The following is a 22,087-nucleotide window of genomic DNA, read 5'->3' as shown; positions in this document are numbered from 1 at the left end:
TGGAGAATTTCATGTCGACCTTAGCGTTGCACCTTAGTCCCAACCTGTCGGCCGCGTACTGCGCCGCCAGCCAGCGCAGCCTGGAAACCCTGTTGAACTGCTATTGCCGCGAAGTGGCGATCCCGGAAGGCCATGCCAGCGTCGGACCGCTGTTCGGCCAGAACGATTGGCCGCTCGCACTGCGCTGTGCACTGGCCACCGGCCAGGCCCTGCACATCCTGCTGCCACGGCTTGATTGCCGCATCGTGGTCGCCGTGCAGGATGACTCGCCAAGCGCCAACTACCGCTACCTGTCGGCACTGTATTGCAAACGCGCCGGCCAGCCCTGGACCTTGCTGGACTGGCGCATGCTGGCCGACCTTGTGATCCGCGACCTGGCGGCCAAGACAGGCCAGCCGTACAACCACGAGCTGCTGGCGCAGATCGAAGACAGCGTGCAGGTGACCACGGCCATCCTGGAAGCCCCCTGGCCCAGTGCGATACCGTCCGACCCATTGGCGGCCTACCTTGATTCCGAACAGTCGCTGACCTATGGCCATCCCTTCCATCCTGCGCCAAAGAGCCGGCAAGGCTTCAGCGCGGAGGACCTGCGCCGCTATTCGCCGGAGCTGCGCGGCGGCTTCCCGCTGCATTACTTCGCAGTACAGCGCGACGCGGTGCAGCAGCAGTCCACGCTGCCGCAATCCTGCGCGCAGATCCTTGCCGCCCAGGCGCCGCAAGGGCTGGCGGCGGACGACGACTACCTGCTGGTTCCGGCCCACCCGTGGCAGGCGCGCTGGCTGCTGGAGAAACCGCTGGTCGCCGCCGCCATGCGCGACGGCCGCATCCGCCACCTGGGCGCGCAAGGCGAGCTGTATTACCCGACTTCCTCGGTGCGCACCCTGTACCAGCCCGGCAATCCGTACTTCTATAAATTCTCGCTGCACGTGCGCCTGACCAATTGCGTGCGCAAGAACGCGGTCTACGAGCTGGAAGGGGCGCTGCAGGTGAACCGCATCATGGGCGGCCTGCTGCCGGAGCTGGGCGAACGCTTCCCCGGCGCAGCCATCATGCCCGAACCGGCGTTCCTGTCGGTCGACCTGGGCGCCGCCGACGCCGACGCCAACCGCGAGATCACGGAAGGCTTTGGCCTGATCCTGCGCGGCAATTTCGACCGGCACAACCTGCTGCCCGGCACTGTGCCGCTGCTGGCCGGAGCGCTGTTCGGCAACCACGTGCTGGGCGAGGCGCGCCTGGCGTTACTGCTGCGCCAGATCTCCGAGCGCGAGCGCATGGCGCCGGACGCGGTGGCCGTGCAGTGGTTCTCGCGCTATGTGGAACAGATGATGTATCCGGTGCTGTACTGCTACTTTGCGCACGGCGTGGTGTTCGAGCCGCACCTGCAGAACGTTGTGATCGGACTGCGCGACGATTGGCCGGCGCAGGCATTCCTGCGCGATTTCGAAGGAGTCAAGCTGGTGCAGGAAGAGTGGGGCGATGGGCGCCTGGCCGGCGTCAGCCCGCGCGCGCGGCAAGCCTTGCACTACGATCGCGAGCAAGGCTGGAAGCGCATCGCTTACTGCCTGTTCGTCAACAATTTCTGCGAGGCGATCCACCAGCTGGCAGGCGGAAACCCGGCCATGCAGCAAAAGCTCTGGGCGCAGGTACGCCACCACCTGCAGCAATACCAACGCCTGCATGGCACGGCGCAATCCGCCGCCCGCATTGCGGCGGTACTGGACGGGCAGCCGTTGCCGGCCAAAGGCAACCTGTGCAACCGATTCCTCAAGCAGGCCGACCGCGCGGCTGACTATGCGCCATTTGCCAATCCGCTGGCCAGCTTCCAGGAGCAACCGGCATGAGGCTCGACTGGGAACGCGCGATCGCCGCAGCGCAGCAGGCGCAGGCCGCCTCCGACGAACCGCTGTGCGCCTTCATTTATGACTTGCCTGAACTGGCGCGCCACGCGGCGCATGTGCGGGAAGGCTTGCCCGGCCAATGCGATTTTTACTACGCGATCAAAGCCAACTCCGACGTGCCGCTGCTGCAAACGCTGGCCCCTATCGTGGACGGCTTCGAGGCCTCGTCCGGCGGCGAGATTGCCTGGCTGCGCCAGCATTTTCCGCAGGTGCCGGTGATCTTCAGCGGGCCGGGAAAGCTGGACAGCGAACTGGCGCTGGCCGTGCGGCATGGCGCCACGGTGCACGTTGAAAGCCTGCACGAGCTGGAGCGCCTGGCGCTGCTGGCACGCGCCGGCGGCCGGCCGGCCCAGGTCCTGCTGCGCGTCAATCCACCGCTGGCCGAGCTGGCGACCAGCACGCTCGTCATGGGCGGCAAGCCGACCCAGTTCGGCATCGCCATCGAACACTTGCCGGCCTGCCTGGAACGCCTGCGGCAGGAGCCGGCCCTGGCCCTGCGCGGCTTCCACTTCCACCTGCTGTCACACCAGCTCGATGCGGACAAGCACCTGCAATTGCTTGCGGCTTACCTGCGGCAAGCCCGCGAGTGGTGCGCACAGTACGGCTTGCGCATCGAGCATATCAATGTCGGCGGCGGCATCGGCGTCAATTACCGCGAGCCGCAGCGCCAGTTCGACTGGCCGCGCTTCAGCGCCGGTCTGGCCGGGCTGCTGGCGCAGGAAGCGCGCGCGCAAGGCGCGGCCGCCACGCCGCGCCTGCGGTTCGAACTCGGGCGCTTCGTCAGCGCGTTCTGCGGCTACTACGCCACCGAAGTACTGGACATCAAGCAGGCGGGGGAACGCGTCTTCGCCATTGTGCGCGGCGGCACGCACCACTTCCGCACGCCCTATGCACAGGGCCACAGCCATCCGTTCCGGGTGGTGCCTGTGGCAGGCTGGCGGCATCCCTACGCGCGTCCCGAAGCCGTCCAGCAGCCGGTGACGGTCGCCGGCCAGCTCTGCACGCCGAAGGACGTGCTGGCCAGCGATGTCATGCTCGAGCGCCTGCGGGTCGGCGACCTGCTGCTGTTTCCATATGCGGGCGCATATGCCTGGCACATCTCGCACCACGATTTCCTGCGCCATCCGCATCCCCGCCATATCTACCTGCAGCCATAGGCTTAGCGCTTTACGTATTTTTTAACGTCACATCCGAAGGAAGGTTAGTCATGCAACACCGTCGTATTCAACCCCATGCCCTGGCGCTTGCCGCTGCCGCATTCTGTTCGCATTCCGCGTTGGCGGCCGATACCGAGCTGCCGATGATCGTCGTGCAGAGCGCCGCCGCAGCCGATCCGCTGCACGGTACCAGCAGCGCCACCAGGTTGGAGGTGGCGCTGCGCGATGTGCCGCAGTCGGTCCAGTTTGTCGACCAGGCGCTGATCCAGGAGCAAGGGGCGCTGGCGATGAAAGACGTGCTGCGCAATGTCAGCGGCGTCGCGCCGGCCCAGGGCGAAGGGCGGCGCGACCAGTTCTATATCCGTGGTTTCGACGCCACCCGCGACACCCTGCTGGACGGCATGCGCGACGACAGCCTGTACTTCCGCGATCTGGGCAATGTGGAGCGCATCGAGGTACTGAAAGGCCCGGCCGCGGTGCTGTTCGGCCGTGGCTCGGCTGGCGGCGTGATCAATCGCGTCACGAAGAAGCCGGTCAGGACGCCGCTGCGCGAAGTGACGCTGCGCGCCGGTTCGGACAATTTGCGCCGCCTCGACCTGGACCTGGGCGGCGCGGCCGGTGAGCATGCTGCGTTCCGCCTGACCGCAGCGTATGAAGCCGGCGACAGCTACCGCGACGTGGTCCATTCCGAACGCACCGCGCTGGCGCCGTCCATCGCGTGGACGGCGGGCCGCGGCACCAGCTTCCTGCTGCAAACCGAATTCCTGCACCAGCGCCGCACGCCCGATCGCGGCATCCCTTCGCAGAACGGCGCGCCGGCCGATGTCCCGGTCGGCAACTTCTACGGCGAGCGCTATGATTTCGCCACGACCGATGCCCATAATGCCCGCTTCAGCGTTGAACATGCGGTCAACGACAGGCTAAAGCTGCGCAACAATTTCCAGTATTCGAAGCTGGAGCTGGATGCCATCAACACCCGCACCCTGGGGCTGACCGCGGCCAACACGCAAGTGCGGCGCCAGATCACTTACTTCCCGCAGGATCAGACCAATTTCCTTAACCAGACCGAAGCGGTGCTCCAGTTTGAGGCCGGCGGCGCCCAGCATACCGTGGTGACCGGCGTTGAGTTCGGGCACCAGGAATCGGGGCGCCTGGTGCGCGCCGCCACCACTGCGCCGGTCAGCCTGCTGGTGCCGCAGCAGCTCATGCCCATGCCGGACCTGGCCGCCTTGCCGACCACCATCGACAACGACTTCAAGGCCGACACGGTGGCGTGGTATGCACAGGACCAGGTGTCGCTTGGCGAGCAATGGAAGATGCTGGCCGGCGTGCGCGCCGACCGCTTCTGGCAGGAGCAGAACGAGCATCGCAGCCGCCTGCGCCAGCGCCGCACCGATTCGGTATGGAGTCCGCGCATCGGCGTGGTGTACCAGCCCGGCCAGGCGCATGCACTGTACGCCAATGTCAGCCGCTCCTTCGTCCCGGTGGGCAATGATTTCTTCTACGGCGGCCAGGACTTCGCACAGATCGCGCCGGTCGAGTCCCTGCAAAAGGAGATTGGCAGCAAGAGCGAATGGCTGGGCGGACGCCTGTTGTCGACGGCAGCCGTGTACCAGATCACACAGCGTAACGTCGCCACCAAAGATCCGACCGATCCGGCGGGCGTGCGCCAGGTGCAGACCGGCGAACAGCAAAGCCGGGGATTCGAAATCGACCTGATGGGCAAGCTTGCGCCGGATTGGAAAGTGTTCGCCAACGCCACCGTCAACCATGCGCGCATTACGCGCTCCAACAACTATGCAGTAGGCAATCGCCCGGCCAACATTCCCAAGCATGCCGCAGGCGTATGGTCCAGCTACACGCTGGGGCAAGGCATGACTTTTGGCGCAGGCGCCTACTACGTGGGCGAGCGCTTTGCGGTTGAGGACAATGCGGTGCGTTTGCCCGCCTATGTGCGTCTCGATGCGATGCTGGGCTACCAAAGCAAGCACTGGGAAGCCGGCATTAACCTGCACAACCTGGCCAACAAGGTGTACTACGAGTCGGCCAACAACAACTTCCAGATCCAGCCGGGCGCGCCGCGCAGCATCGCCATGTACCTGCGCATTAAGACCTGACGGTAAAAATGGGGACGTACCCCATTTATCCTTGGCGCGCCCACTCCTCAATGCGGCGGACGGTTTCCGCGCTGGCGCTCAAAGCCAGCTGCCGGCACCCGGCGCTGCCTTCGAACGTCAACAGCCACAGCGGCCCTTGCGATACCGCGCAGAAGATCTTTTCATTGCCTACGCGGCGGAACCAGCCGGACAGGTAGCCGAAGCCTGCCACGCCATTGGTCCGGAGCGCCAGGCCGATCTGGTCGGCCGAAGCAAGCTCGCTGACGCGCAGCGCAGACACTTCGCTGCGCTCCAGCGAAAAGGTGTAGAGGCTGTGTTTGACCTTCAGGCGCGAGGGAGTCAGCTCCACCGCATGGCGGGCGACGATAAAGTAGAGAATCGCCACGAAGCCGACCGCGATGACAGCCACCGTTGCCAGCCCAGCCGGCTTGGGTGACGTCGCCAGCAAAGCCCAGGCGGTCAATGACAAAGGGGCGAACAGGATCAGCGCCAGCAGCGAAACCTGGCGCGACGAGGGCGGAGAGGCGGTCGTAGTCATGGGTGTGATGATAGCGTGACTGTTTCCCGCAGAGTCTATCGAAATCCCACAATGACCGCCGCCCCGGGTCAGCGCTTGCTGAAGTCCATGATCCAGTTGGTCTGCCAGCTGGTGCCGTCATCCCAGGAATAGGCCTGCTCCCAGCGCGCATTGCGCTCGTCGCGGCGCGTCCAGGTGAAGCGCACGCGTGCCGTGCGGCCTTTGTACACCTCCTCGCCTTCGAAACGGCCCACCCCATCGTCATCGAAGCGTCCCACCACCGGCGGCAGCAGGGTGCCGGTGGCCGGATCCAGCCCGCCATCGCGGTTGGTCAGCCAGTAGATGCTCCAGCGCCCGGTCACCGGATCGAACACGCGCAGCGTCATTGCCACAAAGCCCGGCCGCCAGTCGCCCAGCGGGCGGTACTCGTCGTAGTTGCCGATGCCGGCCGGCAGCGCATGCACCACATTGCTGGCGCTGAAGGTTTCCCACGGACTGTCCGGGTTCGCGTAATCGCTTTGCTTGCGGTTCTGCACCATCCAGTCCCCGTGCAGGAAATCGAAGCCGTGCCGCGCACGCTCGATCTCCGCCGGCGATGGCGCCGCCACCGCCCCGCCGGCAGCCAGCGCCAGCACCCCAATCAGTTTTTTCATGCTCGCCTCCTCAATGAAAGAGACGCCATACTAGGCCTGCATCAGGCGAGAACCTGCCCTATTTCCCTTTCAGCGCAGGGGCAGCGCGATGGGCCGCATCGGCGCGGCATCGGCGCCGCGCAGCTTGAGCGAGGCGCCGATGAAGGCGAATTCGTACACCTTGTCGCGCGCCAGCTCCTCCAGGTTGACCAGCTCCATGATCGGCACCCCATGTTCGGCCAGCAGGTAGGTGTGGACCGGGATGTAGTTATCCTTGGCCTCGGACGGGAAGGCTTCGAAGCTCAGGTTATCCGCCCCCACCACCATCGCGCCATGCTGCTCCACCAGGAAGCGCGCCGCGTCCAGCCCCATGCCCGGCGGGTTCTGCATGAAGGCCTGCGATTTCTCGAAGTGTTGCATGCGCCCGGTGCGGATCAGCACCACATCGCCCTTTTGCAGCGCCACCTTCTGGCGCGCCAGTGCATCGGCCAGGTCCTTGCCGGTGACGCGGTAGTTATCCGGCAGCATATCCACGCCCTTGGCCGCCGCCACGTCGATCAGCACACCGCGCGCCACGATGGGCGGCAGCTTCTCCGCGCCAGCCACATTCCAGCCGCGGTCACCCAGGTGCTCGGACGCCTTGAAGCCGTTCCAGATCTTGCCATTCAGGCCGAAGTGGTTGAGCGCGTCGATATGGGTGCCCATGTGGGCGTACATCGAAATCGCGCTGCCCGTATAGCTCACGTGCTGGTTCATGGCCTTGCCTGTGCCCATCGGGTCGGACACCACATTGCCGTGCGGCGTATGCGTCATCCACATCAGGTAAGGCGGGTCGCCCGCCGCCTGCCAGCTCGGCATGCCGACAAAGTAGTCGACCGACAGGTCATAGGCGCGGCCGCCCTTGATGCGCGCCAGGACAGCGGCGCTGGAAGCCGGGGTGACCAGGTTCAGGCGGCCGATTTCATCCTTCGGCCCCCAAGGGCTGGTGCCTGGCTCGGCGGCAGTGACGTTGAGGGACAGCAGCAGCGCAGCGGCGGCAGTGGCGAGTTTCATTTTGGCTCCTTTGAAAGAAAGTTCAGTGAAGCCAGCTTATTTGATTCTGCTGATAAGATAATCAGGCAATCTGGATAAAGACTTTTTACCAAGGGATTAAAATGGACAAGCTGGCGGCGATGCACGCCTTCCGCCGCGTGGTCGAGCGCGCGAGCTTCAGCAAGGCGGCCGAGGAGCTGGGTCTGTCGCCGGCCGGCATCGGCAAGCAGGTGCGCTGGCTGGAGCAGCAGCTTCAAGCCCAGCTACTGCTGCGCACCACGCGCACCATGCGCCTGACCGACACCGGCCGCGCCTACTACCAGGAATGCTGCCGCCTGCTGGACGAACTGGAAGAGCTGGAGCGCAGCACCAGCGGCGAGCAGGCCGCCATGAAAGGGCGCATCCGCCTCAATGCCCCGATGTCGCTCAGCCTCGCCGTGCTGGCGCCGCTGCTGGCGCGCTTCATGGACCTGTACCCGGAAATTAATGTCGAGCTGACCATGGCCGACCGCCTGCTGGACCTGGTGGCGGAAGGTTTCGACCTGTCGCTGCGCGTGCGCACCACGCTGCCCGATTCCACCCTGGTGGTGCGCTCGGCCGGGAAGGTCGAGCAATGGTTGTGCGCCGCCCCGGGCTACCTGGCGCGGCACGGCACGCCGCAGGTGCCAACGGACCTGCTGGCGCACCGCGCGCTGGCTTTCCGCCTGGCCGAAGCGCCGGGCGTGTGGAAACTGGAGGGGGCGGACGGCGTCTGCGACATCGAGCCGCCGGTGCGCATGTGGCTGGACAACAGCCTGATGCTGGGGCAGATGCTGGCGGCCGGGCAGGGCATCGGCTCGCTGCCATCCTTCATCGCTCGCCCCATGCTGGAGCAGGGCGCGCTGCAGCGCGTGCTGCCCGCCTGGCAGCTGCAGCCGCGCATTGCCTACATCGTCTACCCCGGCAACCGCCACCTGCAGACCCGGGTACGCACCCTGTCCGATTTCCTGGCGGCGGAGCTGCCGGCGCGCTTTTAGCGCTTGAGGATTTTCGGCACGGCGGCCGGGCGCAGGCGGTACGCGTCCGGCATGCCGGAGCCGAGCAGGGGACGCAGGTACATGCGGAAGGCGTCGGTCACGCCGGTGCCGCGCGCATCGATGAATTCATCCTCCATGGTGCGCGTCTTGCCCGCCACCGCCTCCAGCGGCAGCAGCTCGTAATCGACCGAGTAAAAGCCGGTGCGCTTGATCGCCACCGAACCATTGCGGTCGCCCCACATGGCAAACTGCACCGCCTTCTCGCCCACTTCGCGCGCCTCGCGCTGGTCAACGTCCGACACGCAGCCGATGAAGGAGCGCTGCAGGTAGCCGAAGGTATCGCCGCGCACGCGCTTGATGCCCAGCTTGGCCTTGATCTCGTCGCACAGCAGGTCGGCCAGCGCGCCGCTGCCGGACAGCTGCACATTGCCATGCGCATCGCGCTCCACTTCCTTGGCCAGCAAGGTGGCAATCGGCTCGCCCGAAGCATCGTGGATGCCTTCCGACACGGCGATCACGCAGCGCCCGTGGCGCTCGTAGGCCTCCTTCACGTCGGCCAGGAACTGCTCGATGGAGAACACGCGCTCCGGCAGGTAGATCAGGTGCGGCCCGTCATCCGGGAACTTCTTGCCCAGCGCCGAAGCGGCAGTCAAAAAGCCCGCATGGCGCCCCATCACCACGCCCACATACACGCCCGGCAGCGAAGCGTTATCCAGGTTGGCGCCGGCAAAGGCCTGCGCCACGAAGCGCGCGGCGGACGGGAAGCCCGGCGTATGGTCGTTGCCCACCAGGTCGTTGTCGATGGTCTTGGGGATGTGGATGGCGCGCAGCGGATAGCCCGCCGCCTGCGCCTGTTCCGCCACGATGCGCACCGTGTCGGACGAATCGTTGCCGCCGATGTAGAAGAAATGCTCGATCTCGTGCGCCTTCAGCACCTTGAAGATCTCTTCGCAGTACTTCAGGTCCGGCTTGTCGCGCGTGGAGCCGAGGGCGGAGGAGGGCGTGGCCGCCACCAGCTCCAGGTTATGGCTGGTTTCCTGCGTCAGGTCGACGAATTCCTCGTTGACGATGCCGCGCACCCCGTGCAGGGCGCCGTAGATGCGCGTCACATTGCGGAAACGGCGCGCCTCCAGCACGACGCCGACCAGCGACTGGTTGATCACGGCGGTGGGACCGCCCCCTTGTGCGACCAGGATCTTGCCAGACGACATCGCGCTGCCCCTTTCAGGTAAGTGATGGACGAGCCGCCAGCTTACTCTTTTTTGCCCCCCGCGCCGATATGCTGGTCCAGGAATTTCTCAACCCGCTTCCAGAAATCGATGCGGTTTTTCGGATTCTGCCAGCCGTGCCCTTCCTCCGGGTATTCCACCCACTCCACCTGCTGGTTGGTCTTGCGCACGGCATCGCGGAAGCGGGTACCGTGCACCAGCGGCACGCGCTTGTCCTGGCCGCCATAGGCCAGCAGCACAGGGCGCGTAATGCGGTGCGCCTGCTCGATGGGCGAGGTCGCCTTGAACTGCTCCGCATCCTTCACCGGGTCGCCCACCATATCGGGCATGCTGAAACGCTTGGCCTCCTCGGAGATGTCCGAGGTGTACCACCAGTGGCCCCGGTACAGCAGCTGGATGTCGGTGACGCCCAGGTAGTTCACGCCGCACTGGTACAGCTGCGGGTCGTTGACCAGCCCCATCAAGGTGGCATAGCCGCCGTAGCTGGCGCCCATGATGCACACGCGCTGCGGGTCGGCATAGCCTTGCGCGACCGCCCATTGCACGGCATCGGCGATATCGTCCTGCATCTTCAGGCCCCATTGCTTCCACCCTGAGCGGAAATGCTTGCCGCCAAAGCCGGTGCTGCCGCGGAACTCCGGCGCCAGCACCACGTAGCCGCGCGAAGCCAGGAACTGCACCTGCGGCTCCCAGCCCCATGTGCTGCCGCGCAGGTAAGGGCCGCCATGCACCATCACCACCATGGGCAGCCGCTTGCCCTTGGCGGCGCGCGGCACGGTCAGCATGGCCGGCACCTGCAAGCCATCGCGCGCGGCATACTTCACCTGCTCCTGCACGCCCATGGCCGCCGGATCGATGCCGGGACGGGTTTCGCCGACCCTTTCCAGCGTTTTGCTGCTGCGGTTGTAGACCAGGTAGATGGCGGGCTGGCTATCCGAGAACGCGCGCACCAGCACATTTTCCGCCTGCGGATCGCGCGGCAGCTCAATCATGTTCACCAGCCCCGGCAAGCGCTGGTCGATGTCGGCCTGCAGGGCCTGCATGGCCGGGTCCAGCCACACCGTGCCTTCGCCGTCGCGCAGGTAATGCACGCCCAGCAGCTTGCCGCCGCGGATCACCAGGCTGCCGTGGAAGTCGTAGCCTTGCAGCTCGACGACCGGTGCGTCGTCCAACTTCCCGCTGGCGCTGTCGTAGCGATAGACGGCGCTCAGGTCGCGGCCGCGCGTGGCAGCCACATACAGGATGCTGCCGTCGCCGAAGGCCAGCACCTGCATCGCCTGCGCGCCGCCTTTGTGGTTGTTGAACGAGGCCAGCTTGCGCCAGCTCTCGCCCTCGCGCAGGTGGAGGCCGACGGTGGCTTCCGCGTGTGTGATAGCCAGGCGCGGTTGGCCCGCCTGGTCCAGCAGCCAGCCCTTGGCGTCGCCCGGTCCGCTGACCGTTTGCGTGCGGCCGGTCAGCGTGTTCAGCTGCAGCAGGTTGATCCGCCGCAGGTCGCCCGGCCCGCCCATCTGGTAGTCCTGCACGTAGACCGAATCAGAATCCTGCGCGCCATCCTGGCGCAGCATGAACGTGTGCCAGGGCAGCAGCTTGTCCGCGTCGGCGCGCGATAGGAACGGCGTGCCGGTGCGCAGCGCCAGCTGGCGGAATTTGCTGCCGTCGCGGTTCACCGCATACAGGCCAGGCCCGTACTCGATCTGGCCCGCAGCGGCGCTCAGGTCAGCGGTATCGAACAGCAGGCGCTGGTCGTTGACCCACTGCACGTGATTGATATCGGTGTCTTCAAAGTACGCCACCGGCACCCCCTTGCGCGTGCTGAGGTCGAGCACGGCCAGCATGCTGCGGCCGCCCTTCTTGGCGATCTTGGCGGCCAGGTATTTGCCGCTGGGCGACAGCAGCGCCCCGGTGAAGGCCGGGTTCTCGAAGAACGCTTCAACCGGCGGCGCGCCGGGAGCGGCATGCAGCGCCGGCGCAACGGCCAGTCCGGTTGCGATGGCGAACAGCGTGGCACGCAGCAGCATCGGCCTCACTCCTTCCTGGCTCCTGCGCCGATGTGCTTGTCGAGGAATTTCTCCACGCGCTGCCAGAAGTCGAGGCGGTTTTCCAGGACGCTCCAGCCATGGCCTTCGCCCACATACTCGACAAACTCGACGTCGGCCTTGTGCTCCTTCAGCGCGCTGCGCAGCTTGTTGAAATGGGCCACCGGAACCCGGACGTCATTGGTGCCATGCGCAAGCAGCAATGGACGCTTGATGCGGGCGGCCTGCTTCAGCGGCGACGTAGCGGCCAGCTGCGCGGCATCCTTGACCAGGTCGCCGATCAGGGCGGGGGCGCCGAACTTGAGGTAGTCGTCGCTGACATCGGACAGCACGGACAGGCCGCCATCGAGCATCAATGGCAGGTCCGTGACGGCGGCCCAGGCTACGCCGCAGCGGTATAAATCGCCGTCGTTCACCAGGCCCATCAGCGTCGCGTAGCCGCCGTAGCTGGCGCCCATGATGCACACGCGGCCAGGGTCGGCTACGCCCTGCGCCACCGCCCATTTGACGCTGTCGGCAATGTCATCCTGCATTTTCAGGCCCCATTGCTTCAGGCCTGCCCGGAACAGCTTGTCGCCGTAGCCCGTGCTGCCGCGGAATTCGGGTTCCAGCACAGCGTAACCGCGCGAGGCCAGGAACTGCGCCTGGGCGTCCCAGCCCCACTCGGTGCCGCGCAGGTATGGGCCGCCGTGCACCAGTACGACCAGCGGCAGGTTTTTGCCCTTCTTTGCCGGCATGGTCAGCCAGGCGGGGAACTCCAGGCCATCGCGCGCCTTGACCTTGGCCATGCTTTGCTGGCCCATTTCGGCGGGATTGATGGATGGGTGGTTGCCGCCCAGGGCGACCAGCTCCTTGCTCTCGCGGTTGTACAGCATGAAGACGCTCGGCTGGCGGTCCGAATAGGCGCTCACCAGCAGCCACGGGGTTTCGGGCTTGGCCGGTGGCGTGATGATGTTGACGGTGGCGGTCAGTTGCTGGTCCACCGCCTCCTGTGCCGCCTTCATGGCGGGATCAAACCATACGCTGGCGCGCGCGTCGGCAACATAATGAATGCCGACCAGGCGCTTGTCCGAGTACACCATGCTGCCGCTGAAGTCGTAGTCGCCCAGCGAGACCAGCGGCTTGGGATCGAGCTTGCCGGTGGCCAGGTCCAGCAGGTGCAGGGCATTCTTGTCGCCCCCGCTGCGGGTGCGCACCAGCATGTGCTTATCGTTGTAGAAGCCAAATGGCACGAAGCCGTCCTGCTTGTCTTCATAGGTGTTAAAGCTTGCCAGTGCGCGCCACTTGCCGTTTTCCGGGTCGCGGTAATAGACGGTTTCCACGCCGTCCTTGGTGCCAGCCATGATGCTGGGCTCGCCTTTGTGGTCCAGCAGCCAGTATTGCGCCGGCCCTGGGCGGCTCACTATGGTGCTGCCGCCACGGGACGTATCCAGGCGAACCAGGTCGGTGCGTTCGATGACGTAGCTATGCTTGTCCCAGACTGGACGTTCCACGTACAGGAATTCCGAATCCTGGGCGCCGCGCCCGTTCATCAGGAAGGTGTTCCATGGCTCGACCCGCGATGTGATGTTGCTGCCAGTGCCTTCGCGGCTGTTGTCGCGGTCGGCCAGCAGGCGCAGCTCCTTGCCGTCGCGGTTGATGCCGAACAGGCCGGGGGCAAAGCGCTTGTCGCCGGGCGCAATGCGGTGGTCGACAATGGTGAAAACCAGGCGCTGGTCGTTGACCCAGCGCGCCTCGCCGATGTCGCTGTCCTCCAGGCGCGCGCCGCCCACGGTCTTGCGCGTGGCGGTGTCCAGCACCACCATCCCATCGCGCTGTTTGCCGTCGCCGACCAGCAGCGCGACATAGCGACCGCTCGGCGAAATCATGGCTTGCTTGAAATGCGGGGCTTCGAAGAAGTGCTGCGCTGGCGGCGGGGCGGCATGGGCCAGGCTGCCAAGTAGCGCCAGGCAGGGAAGGAAATATTTGATCATGTAGTCTTATGTGTGGTGATTACCGGCCAGGCCGTCCACGACGGCGGGCGGACGCTGGAAGGTATCAGATCACCTGCATGACAAAGCTCTCCAATTGTCACATTAGTGCGGCGTACCCAGGCCTGATGCCGAACCATTGACCGTCGATGCTGCCGCCCGGAACAGGGTTGGCGCGTAGCAGCTTGTCGATCACGGCTTACAGCGTCTGCAGCGCCCGTTGTCGGCTGGGCGAAAGCACGGCGCCACGGAAAGCCGGATTCCCGAAGAAAGCGTCGGAGAAGCTAGTTAGAGATGCCGCGGTCGCGCTCTGCGCGGCGCCGTGCATTGGCCTGGTTGCGCCCTTCTTCACTTTCCTTCCACTCTTTTTTGAGCAGTTCGCTGTGCGCCCAGCGCAGGCGGTCGGCGCGAGTCTGTGCTGCCTGGGCTTCCTGCCGGCGCTCTTCGGCAGAGACGCGCTCGCGCTCGGCGGCACGTTTCTTGAATTCCTCGTTCGCCACACTGAGTTTTTCCGCCGCGTCTTCCGCCCGGCGTGCGCTCACGGCATCGCTTTGCGGCGCAACCACATTCAAGGTGCGTTCCTTGCTCTTCCCGCCACAAGGCTGGCTGGTGAAGGTGATCTTGCCGTTAGCGTCGGTACATTTATACATCGTGTCCGCACTGGCACTGCCCGCGGCTGCGGCGAAGAGGGCGAGGGTAAAGGCAGATATCTTCATGGGATTATGTTAGCAGTAGAGGCATACGCATAAGTTCTCCAATTATCACTGCTCCGGCGTGCGGATGTGGCGCACCAGGGACATGGCGCGCGCATCCGGTCGCGGCGTCAGAAGGCTGACCGCCACCAGCGTCGCCAGGCCGACCGGCACGCCGAACACGCCGGCCGAATTGGCGGCAATGCCGAACCATTGGCCGTCGATGCTGCCGCCCAGTACGGGATTTGCGTGCAGCATGTAGTAGATGCAGGTGAAGAAGCCTGCCACCATGGCCGCCATGGCGCCCTGGTGGTTGGCGCGCCGCCAGAACACGCCCGCCACCAGGGCCGGGAACAGGGTGGAGGCGGCCAGCGAGAAGGCAGCCCCCACCAGCGACAGGATGTCGCCCGGCTTGGTCGACGCGGCGTAGGCGGCGATGAATGCCACCGCCAGCAGCAGCAGCTTGGAGATCGTCACCCGCTTCTGGGTCGAGGCGCTGGGATCGACGATCTTGTAGTACACGTCGTGCGACAGGGCGTTGGAAATGGCCAGCAGCAGGCCGTCGGCGGTGGACAGCGCCGCCGCCAGGCCGCCCGCCGCGACCAGGCCGGAGACCACATACGGCAGGCCGGCGATTTCCGGCGTGGCCAGCACCAGCACATCGCCCTCGATCATGATTTCCGCCAGCTGCACGATGCCGTCGCCGTTGATGTCGCTGATCGACAGCAGCGGGCTGGCCTTGTCCACATTGGCCCAGTAGGAGACCCAGGTCGGCAGGTGCGAGAAGTCGCTGCCCACCAGGGAGCTGTAGATATCGTACTTCACCAGCACCGCCAGCGCGGGGATGGTCAGGTACACCAGCAGGATGAAGAACAGGGTCCAGAACACCGAGACCCGCGTTTCCCGCACCGAGGGCGTGGTGTAGGAGCGCATCAGGATGTGCGGCAGCGCGGCGGTCCCCACCATCAGGCAGAACACCAGCGCCAGGAAGTTGTTGCGCTTCTGGTCCGATTGCTCGCGGCTGGCGCCGGGGAAGGGCTCGGCATGCTTGACCGGCGCCCGCGCCCGCGCCAGGTTGGCATTCCGCTGCGCGCTCCAGACGGCCGCCGCTTCTTCCACCGATTTCGGATAGTCGGCCAGCGCCCGTTCAGCGGCGCGGATCTCCAGCAGCGAGCCGTTGCGCTGCTTGACCACGTCCAGGTTGTGCTGCGCCTCCTGCCGTCCCGAATCCCAGGAGAACGGCAGGCCGTGCAGGCGCACGCCGAAGTCCTCGGCGCGCTGCATGAATACCTCGCGCACCTCGGCCTCCTTCTCGTCGTGCGCCAGCTGCGCTTCGCGCGCGCTGAGCTGGGGCAGCAGCTTGCCGTAGGCGACTTGCGGCACCGGATTGCCGCCGTGCTTGACCGCCAGCCACATGGCCGGCATCAGGAAGGCCACCAGGATGATGATGTATTGCGCCACCTGGGTCCAGGTAATGGCGCGCATGCCGCCCAGGAAGGAGCACACCAGGATTGAGGCCAGGCCGAGGAAGATGCCGACCGAGAAATCGACTCCGGTGAAGCGCGAGGCGATCAGGCCCACCGCATAGATCTGCGCCACCACATAGGTGAAGGAGATGATGATGGTGGCGCTGACCGCCATCAGCCGCACCGCGCGGCCCTCGAAGTTGCCGCCGTAGCGCGCCGCGAAGAAGTCGGGGATCGTGTACTGCCCGAACTTGCGCAGGTAGGGGCCGATCAGCAGCGCCACCAGGCAATAGCCGCCGGTCCAGCCCATGATGTAGGCCAGGCCGTCGAAGCCGTGCAGGTACAGACCGCCCGCCAGCGAGATGAAGCTGGCGGCCGAAATCCAGTCGGCGGCGGTGGCCATGCCGTTGAACAGCGACGGCACGCGCCGCCCGGCCACATAGTATTCGGCCACGTTGGACGTGCGGCTGATCACGCCGATCGCGGCGTACAGCACGATGGTGGCGAACATGAACATGTAGCCGATCCACAGGCGCGGCATGCCCTCCTTTTCCAGCATGGCCAGCGCCAGCAGGAAGGCGCCGAAACAGGCGGTGAAGATCAGGTAGTAGCGCGACAGCTTCTGGAAGAAGGGTGTCTTCATGCTTCGTCCCCGCGCCGTGTTTCGCTGCGGTAGCGCCGCTCGAGCCCGTTCATGCGCCAGGCATAAAAGCCGATGATGGCCAGGTAGATCAGCGAGGCGCCCTGCGCCGCCAGGTAGAACGAGAGCGGCCAGCCGAACACGGACAGTCCGCTCAGCTCGCGCGCGAAGAAGATGATGCAGAACGTCGCCAGCAGCCAGCCGGCCAGCAGCCAGCCCGTCATGCGGCGCACGCGGCGCCAGTGGCGTTCGAGCTTATCCAAAATGCGGTACCTCGTCGTCGGCGGGCGGCGGCTCCACGCGCAGCGGGAAGCTGACGCGGAACAGGCAGCCCGGGTATTTGGGATCGGTGCTGCGCGGGTTGGCGAACAGGTCGACTTCCGCGCCGTGCTGCTGCGCCACCTCGCGCACGATGGGCAGGCCCAGGCCGGAGCCCTCGGTATTGCTGCCCAGGATGCGGTAGAAGCGCTCGAAAACGTGGCCGCGTTCGGCCGGCGGGATGCCGGGGCCGTTGTCCTCCACCTCCAGCAGGCCGTGCTGGGCGCTGCGCCGCACGCGCACCGTCACCGCGCCGCCGCGCGGCGTGTAGCGCAAGGCGTTGTCGATCAGGTTGGACAGCATTTCGCGCAGCATCAGCGCATTGCCGGCAATCGGCACCTCCTCGCGCGCCGGCTCGTAGCCCAGGTCGATGCCGGCGCTGAACGAGGCCTGCACCCAGTCGTGCACCGTGTCGCGCGCCAGCAGGTCCAGCTCCAGCGGCTGCATGGCGGTGCCGGCCTGCGGCTGGTTCTCGGCGCGCGCCAGCGCCAGCAGCTGGTTGACCAGGCGCGTGGCAGCCTCGGACGACTTGGCCAGCTGCTCCAGCGAGCGGTGCACCTCGGCCTGGTCGGTCTGGCGCAGCGCCAGCTCCGACTGCGTGCGCATGCCGGCCAGCGGGGTTTTCATCTGGTGCGCGGCGTCGGCGATGAAGCGCTTTTGCGAATCGATCGACAGCTTGAGGCGCTCCAGCATTTCATTGAGCGACTTCACCAGCGGCGTGATTTCCTCCGGCACCTGGCGCGGCGGGATCGGGCTCAGGTCGTCCGACGGCCGGGCGCGGATGCGCTCCTGCAGTTCGCGCAGCGGCAGCAGCCCGCGCGACAGGGCGAACCAGACCAGGGCCAGCACGATCGGCAGTATGATGAACTGCGGCAGGATCACGCCCTTGATGATTTCATTGGCCAGCTTGGCGCGCTTTTCCAGCGTCTCGCCCACCTGCACCAGGGCCAGGCGCGGCGGCTGCGCCTTGTCCTCCTGCAGGTTGACCCAGGTATAGGCCAGGCGGATCGGCGTGCCGTGCAGGGTGGCGTTGTGGAAGGCCACCGTGCCGGCGCGGTAGTTGTCCGACTCCGGCTCCACTTTCGGGTGCGGCAGGTCACGGTCGCCGTCCACGTGGCTGCCGGCCGGGCTGCTGATCTGGTAATAGATGTTGTCCACGTCGTCGGCGCGCAAGATGTCGCGCGCGGCGGCCGGCAGGCGCGGGATGGTGCCGCCCACTTCGCGCACCTGCTGCGTCAGCACCGTGACGGTGTCTTCCAGCGCATGGTCGAACGGCTGGTTGGCGATCGATTTGGCCACCAGGTAGGTGATGGCAATGCTCATGGGCCACAGCAGCAGCAGGGGAGCCAGCATCCAGTCCAGGATTTCGCCGAACAGCGAATGCTGGATTTCCTGTTCCTCGGCGGCCGGGGCGTACTCCCAGTCGGCGGCTGGCTGCTCGCCGTTCACTTGGCAGCCGGCGCGGGCGGCGGGTTGAATTTTTCGAGGCAGTAGCCGAGGCCGCGCACGGTGGCGATGCGGATGCCGCCCACTTCGATCTTCTTGCGCAGGCGATGCACATAGACCTCGATGGCATTGTTGCTGACTTCCTCGCCCCATTCGCACAGGTGGTCCACCAGCTGCTCCTTGGAGACCAGGCGCCCGGTGCGCGCCAGCAGGATTTCCAGCAAGCCCAGTTCGCGCGCCGACAGGTCCAGCATCTGCTCATTGATATAGGCGCTGCGCCCCACCTGGTCGTAAGTCAGCGGGCCGTGCTTGACCACGGTGGAGCCGCCGCCCTGGCCGCGCCGGGTCAGGGCGCGCACCCGTGCTTCCAGTTCGGACAGGGCAAAGGGCTTGGCCATATAATCGTCGGCCCCCAGGTCGAGGCCGTTGACCCGCTGCTCGACCGAATCGGCAGCCGTCAGGATCAGCACCGGCAGCAGCGAGCTGCGCGCGCGCAGGCGCCGCAGCACTTCCAGCCCGGACAGCTTGGGCAGGCCCAGGTCCAGGATCAGCAGGTCGAATTCCTGGGTCGAGAGGGCGGTGTCGGCCTCCTGCCCGTTTTTTACGCAATCGATCGCATAGCCGGACTGGCGCAGCGAGCGCGTCAGGCCGTCCGCGAGGACGCTGTCATCTTCGGCTAATAGGATACGCATAGGGCTAATGTACTCCGCCTTTGATCTTTCGCAAAGATTTCAAAAAAGGGGTTGCCAAAAACACTGTTTGTTTATACAGTACCGCCTGTACACCGTAGTGACCCAACTTATTTAGCGCGAGAGAACATCATGGACGACAAAAAAGCAGCAGTACCTGCATCGGAAAAAGCCAAGGCCCTGGCCGCGGCGCTGGCCCAGATTGAAAAGCAGTTTGGCAAAGGCTCCGTGATGCGCATGGACGCATCCGCCCCGATCGAGGAAGTGCAGACTGTCTCCACCGGCTCCCTGGGCCTGGATATTGCGCTCGGCGTGGGCGGCCTGCCACGCGGCCGCGTGGTGGAAATCTACGGTCCTGAATCGTCCGGTAAAACCACCCTGACCCTGCAAGCCATCGCGGAAATGCAGAAAATGGGCGGCACCTGCGCCTTCATCGACGCCGAACACGCGCTGGACGTGGTGTATGCCCAGAAACTGGGCGTCAACCTGCACGAGCTGCTGATCTCGCAGCCGGACACCGGCGAGCAGGCCCTGGAAATCTGCGATGCGCTGGTGCGCTCCGGTTCCGTGGACCTGATCGTGGTCGACTCGGTCGCCGCGCTGACCCCGAAAGCCGAGATCGAAGGCGATATGGGCGACTCCCTGCCAGGCCTGCAGGCGCGCCTGATGTCGCAGGCGCTGCGCAAGCTGACCGGCACCATCAACCGCACCAACACCCTGGTCATCTTCATCAACCAGATCCGTATGAAGATCGGCGTGATGTTCGGTTCGCCGGAAACCACCACCGGCGGTAACGCGCTGAAGTTCTACGCCTCGGTGCGCCTGGACATCCGCCGTACCGGTTCCATCAAGTCGGGCGACGAGGTGATTGGCAACGAGACCAAGGTCAAGGTCGTCAAGAACAAGATCGCGCCGCCGTTCAAGGAAGCCCACTTCGACATCCTGTATGGCGAAGGCACCTCGCGCGAAGGCGAAATCATCGACCTGGGCGTGGAAGCCAAGATCGTCGAGAAGTCGGGTTCCTGGTACAGCTACGGCGGCGACCGTATCGGCCAGGGCAAGGACAATGCCCGTACCTTCCTCAAAGAGCGCCCAGCCCTGGCGCGCGAAATTGAGAACAAGGTGCGCGCGGCACTGGGCGTGCGCGAGCTGCCTGCCGTGACTGACGATGGCGAAGAAGCGCCGAAGCTGCGTGCGGTCGACTAAGACCCGGTAAAGCGGGGTCTGACCCAAGGGTCAGACCCAAGGGTCAGACCCCATCTACCCCACGACCACCGGCTCCGGCACACCCAGGGTCCGACCCTTGGGTCGTACCCTGGTTTACCGGGTTTTAAAAAATGCCCCTCCCCAAACCCACCCTGAAAGCCCGCGCCCTGCGCCTATTGAGCCAGCGCGAGCACTCCCGCCTCGAACTCGCCCGCAAGCTGCAACGCCACGCGGAAGAGGGCGACGACGTCGAAGCCCTGCTGAACTTCCTCGAACAAAACAAATGGCTCTCGGAAGAACGCTTCTCCGAGAACCTGGTACACCGCCGCGCGGCACGCTACGGCAACAGCCGCATCGTCGCCGAGCTGCAGCACCACGGCATCGGCGGCGAGATGCTGGCCGAAGTCAAAGAAAGCCTGAAGGAAGACGAAGTCGAGCGCTGCTGCGAAGTCTGGCGCCGCAAATTCGGCGAAGTGGCCGACGATCCCGAAGGCCGCCAAAAGCAATTGCGCTTCCTCATGGCGCGCGGCTTCTCGCAGAAAGCCATCCGCACCGCCATGAAAGGCACCATGCCTGATGAGGAAAGCTGAAAGCGCTCTGGCAGGTATGCTACACTTCGATAGTTTTATGCAGCACCGCGGGTGCGGTGGTTGTCCGTAGAAGCTGCGGCGTACTGTTTTAGCTGCTTATAATTTTGGCCACTTTTGTGGCATCGGTCTTATGTCCCTGTCAAATCCTGTCTCCCGACGAGCGCTGCGGCACACGCGCGCCATAGACATCCAGGCGTTCGCGCGCGAGGATGGCCTGTGGGATCTTGACGCCCATATCACGGACATCAAATCCTTCGACACCATGCTGGCATCCGGCCCGCGCAAGGCCAACGAGGCCCTGCACGACCTGTGGCTGCGCGTGACCGTCGATAAGCAGCTGACCATCGTCGATGCCGAAGCATGTTCGGACGCCGTTCCTTATCCCGGCCATTGCGACACGATTGGCCCAGCCTACAAAGCCTTGATCGGCCTGAACCTGATGAAGGGTTTTCGCCAGGCGGTCAAGGAGCGGCTGGCCGGTGTGCATGGCTGTACCCACCTGACAGAATTGGCCCAGGTGCTGCCGACGGCAGCCGTGCAAGCCTTTGCCAACGACGTCTGGCCGGTGAACGAGCGCTCCAGCACTGCGACTGAAAAACCGTTCCAGCTTGACAAGTGCCACGCCCTCAAGACCGATGGCGGGGCAGTTGCCGAGTTCTACCCACGCTGGTCCGTCAACAAGACGGAAGCAGCCTAGGTGCTGTACAAAATACATCTAACCAAATCTACAGGTATTCGAAAGAAGGGAAAGCCAGCATGAAAATCCATGAGTATCAAGGCAAAGAAATCCTCCGAAAATTCGGAGTGACCGTACCGCGCGGCATCCCGTGCATGTCCGTGGAAGAGGCAGTGAAAGCTGCTGAAACCCTGGGCGGCCCAGTATGGGTTGTGAAAGCACAGATCCACGCCGGTGGCCGTGGTAAGGGCGGCGGCGTGAAAGTTGCCAAGTCGCTGGAACAGGTGAAAGAATACGCCGACCAGATCATGGGCATGCAGCTGGTGACCCACCAGACCGGCCCGGAAGGCCAGAAAGTCCGCCGCCTGATGATCGAAGAAGGCGCCGACATCAAGAAGGAACTGTACGTTTCCCTGGTGACCGACCGCGTGACCCAGCGCGTTGTCCTGATGGCTTCCTCCGAAGGCGGCATGGACATCGAAGAAGTCGCTGAAAAGCACCCAGAGCTGATCCACAACGTGGTGATCGATCCAGCCGTCGGCCTGACCGACGCCGACGCCGCCGACGTGGCGCGCAAGATCGGCGTGCCGGATGCATCCGTTGCCGACGCCGTGGCCAACCTGCAGGGCCTGTACAAAGCCTACTGGGAAACCGACGCTTCCCTGGCTGAAATCAACCCACTGATTCTGACCGGTTCCGGCAAGGTCATCGCCCTGGACGCCAAGTTCAACTTCGACGCCAACGCGCTGTTCCGCCACCC

Annotated in this window: 19 protein-coding genes; 8 read left to right on the top strand and 11 right to left on the bottom strand. The window is 65.1% G+C overall.

Translation table 11 applies throughout. The features are described 5' to 3' along the window. Positions 1–11: 11 nt before the first annotated feature. Genes ACE3TQ_RS01070 through ACE3TQ_RS01060 form a run of 3 tightly spaced genes read left to right on the top strand, consistent with a single transcriptional unit; the run spans position 12 to position 5,172 of the window. Complete coding sequence (locus ACE3TQ_RS01070) at positions 12–1,841, top strand: IucA/IucC family siderophore biosynthesis protein (RefSeq protein ID WP_374580050.1); 1,830 nt, start codon at positions 12–14, stop codon at positions 1,839–1,841. Continuing rightward, positions 1,838–3,055: a type III PLP-dependent enzyme gene (locus tag ACE3TQ_RS01065; protein WP_374580049.1), complete on the top strand. Its 1,218-nt coding sequence runs from the start codon at positions 1,838–1,840 to the stop codon at positions 3,053–3,055. The genes ACE3TQ_RS01070 and ACE3TQ_RS01065 overlap by 4 nt, the downstream gene beginning before the upstream one ends. A gap of 50 nt (positions 3,056–3,105) precedes the next feature. Further along, complete coding sequence (locus ACE3TQ_RS01060; RefSeq protein WP_374580048.1) at positions 3,106–5,172, top strand: TonB-dependent receptor; 2,067 nt, start codon at positions 3,106–3,108, stop codon at positions 5,170–5,172. A gap of 25 nt (positions 5,173–5,197) precedes the next feature. On the opposite strand, the gene ACE3TQ_RS01055 is transcribed toward ACE3TQ_RS01060, so the two are convergent. The 3 genes from ACE3TQ_RS01055 to ACE3TQ_RS01045 all read right to left on the bottom strand — a co-directional run bounded on the left by ACE3TQ_RS01055 (position 5,198) and on the right by ACE3TQ_RS01045 (position 7,374). Further along, entirely contained in the window at positions 5,198–5,710 is a 513-nt protein-coding gene (locus ACE3TQ_RS01055) for a hypothetical protein (protein ID WP_374580047.1), read from the bottom strand. A gap of 68 nt (positions 5,711–5,778) precedes the next feature. Next, the gene (locus ACE3TQ_RS01050; RefSeq protein WP_374580046.1) at positions 5,779–6,342 is read right to left on the bottom strand and encodes a hypothetical protein; all 564 of its coding nucleotides are present in this window, start codon (positions 6,340–6,342) and stop codon (positions 5,779–5,781) included. 69 nt (positions 6,343–6,411) lie between these two features. Then, positions 6,412–7,374, bottom strand: a complete 963-nt coding sequence (locus ACE3TQ_RS01045; RefSeq protein WP_374580045.1) for a cyclase family protein — start codon at positions 7,372–7,374, stop codon at positions 6,412–6,414. A 101-nt stretch (positions 7,375–7,475) separates the two neighbouring features. Here ACE3TQ_RS01045 and ACE3TQ_RS01040 point away from each other — a divergent pair, with 101 nt between their 5' ends. Beyond that, positions 7,476–8,369: a LysR substrate-binding domain-containing protein gene (locus tag ACE3TQ_RS01040; protein ID WP_374580044.1), complete on the top strand. Its 894-nt coding sequence runs from the start codon at positions 7,476–7,478 to the stop codon at positions 8,367–8,369. Here the strand turns inward: ACE3TQ_RS01040 and ACE3TQ_RS01035 are convergent. From ACE3TQ_RS01035 to ACE3TQ_RS01000, 8 genes are all read right to left on the bottom strand, one after another. Continuing rightward, positions 8,366–9,580 carry a 6-phosphofructokinase gene (locus ACE3TQ_RS01035; protein WP_374580043.1) on the bottom strand — a complete coding sequence of 405 codons (1,215 nt, stop codon included), beginning with the start codon at positions 9,578–9,580 and terminating at the stop codon, positions 8,366–8,368. The two genes, ACE3TQ_RS01040 and ACE3TQ_RS01035, sit on opposite strands and share 4 nt — an antisense overlap. Positions 9,581–9,621: 41 nt before the next feature. Beyond that, a complete protein-coding gene (locus ACE3TQ_RS01030) occupies positions 9,622–11,616 on the bottom strand; it encodes an alpha/beta hydrolase family protein (protein WP_374580042.1) in 1,995 nt (664 codons plus the stop codon). Between the two features lie 5 nt (positions 11,617–11,621). Further along, the gene (locus ACE3TQ_RS01025) at positions 11,622–13,607 is read right to left on the bottom strand and encodes an alpha/beta hydrolase family protein (RefSeq protein WP_374580041.1); all 1,986 of its coding nucleotides are present in this window, start codon (positions 13,605–13,607) and stop codon (positions 11,622–11,624) included. Between the two features lie 281 nt (positions 13,608–13,888). After that, a complete protein-coding gene (locus ACE3TQ_RS01020) occupies positions 13,889–14,320 on the bottom strand; it encodes a DUF4124 domain-containing protein (protein WP_374580040.1) in 432 nt (143 codons plus the stop codon). 45 nt (positions 14,321–14,365) lie between these two features. Further along, complete coding sequence (locus tag ACE3TQ_RS01015) at positions 14,366–16,405, bottom strand: sodium:solute symporter family protein (RefSeq protein ID WP_374580039.1); 2,040 nt, start codon at positions 16,403–16,405, stop codon at positions 14,366–14,368. Further along, entirely contained in the window at positions 16,402–16,665 is a 264-nt protein-coding gene (locus tag ACE3TQ_RS01010; protein ID WP_374580038.1) for a DUF4212 domain-containing protein, read from the bottom strand. The genes ACE3TQ_RS01015 and ACE3TQ_RS01010 overlap by 4 nt, the downstream gene beginning before the upstream one ends. Continuing rightward, positions 16,658–18,169 (bottom strand): sensor histidine kinase N-terminal domain-containing protein, encoded by a 1,512-nt coding sequence (locus tag ACE3TQ_RS01005; RefSeq protein WP_374580037.1) that lies wholly within the window; start codon positions 18,167–18,169, stop codon positions 16,658–16,660. Before ACE3TQ_RS01005 ends, ACE3TQ_RS01010 begins: the two co-directional genes overlap by 8 nt. Further along, positions 18,166–18,858, bottom strand: a complete 693-nt coding sequence (locus ACE3TQ_RS01000) for a response regulator (RefSeq protein ID WP_374580036.1) — start codon at positions 18,856–18,858, stop codon at positions 18,166–18,168. Before ACE3TQ_RS01000 ends, ACE3TQ_RS01005 begins: the two co-directional genes overlap by 4 nt. A gap of 129 nt (positions 18,859–18,987) precedes the next feature. Between ACE3TQ_RS01000 and recA the strand changes: the two genes are divergently transcribed. From recA to ACE3TQ_RS00980, 4 genes are all read left to right on the top strand, one after another. Next, positions 18,988–20,061, top strand: a complete 1,074-nt coding sequence (gene recA / locus ACE3TQ_RS00995) for a recombinase RecA (protein WP_374580035.1) — start codon at positions 18,988–18,990, stop codon at positions 20,059–20,061. Positions 20,062–20,192: 131 nt separating this feature from the next. Continuing rightward, positions 20,193–20,651 carry a recombination regulator RecX gene (gene recX / locus ACE3TQ_RS00990; protein WP_374580034.1) on the top strand — a complete coding sequence of 153 codons (459 nt, stop codon included), beginning with the start codon at positions 20,193–20,195 and terminating at the stop codon, positions 20,649–20,651. Between the two features lie 130 nt (positions 20,652–20,781). Continuing rightward, positions 20,782–21,348: a DUF2889 domain-containing protein gene (locus ACE3TQ_RS00985; protein WP_374580033.1), complete on the top strand. Its 567-nt coding sequence runs from the start codon at positions 20,782–20,784 to the stop codon at positions 21,346–21,348. A 59-nt stretch (positions 21,349–21,407) separates the two neighbouring features. Further along, positions 21,408–22,087: ATP-grasp domain-containing protein (locus ACE3TQ_RS00980; protein ID WP_374580032.1), on the top strand; the 680-nt coding region annotated here is incomplete at its 3' end.

The sequence above is a fragment of the Pseudoduganella sp. genome (genome assembly GCF_041914865.1).
GTDB lineage: Bacteria > Pseudomonadota > Gammaproteobacteria > Burkholderiales > Burkholderiaceae_D > Rugamonas.
The sequence above is the reverse complement of the archived record's forward strand: the minus strand, read 5'-3'. Positions and strand labels throughout refer to the sequence as shown.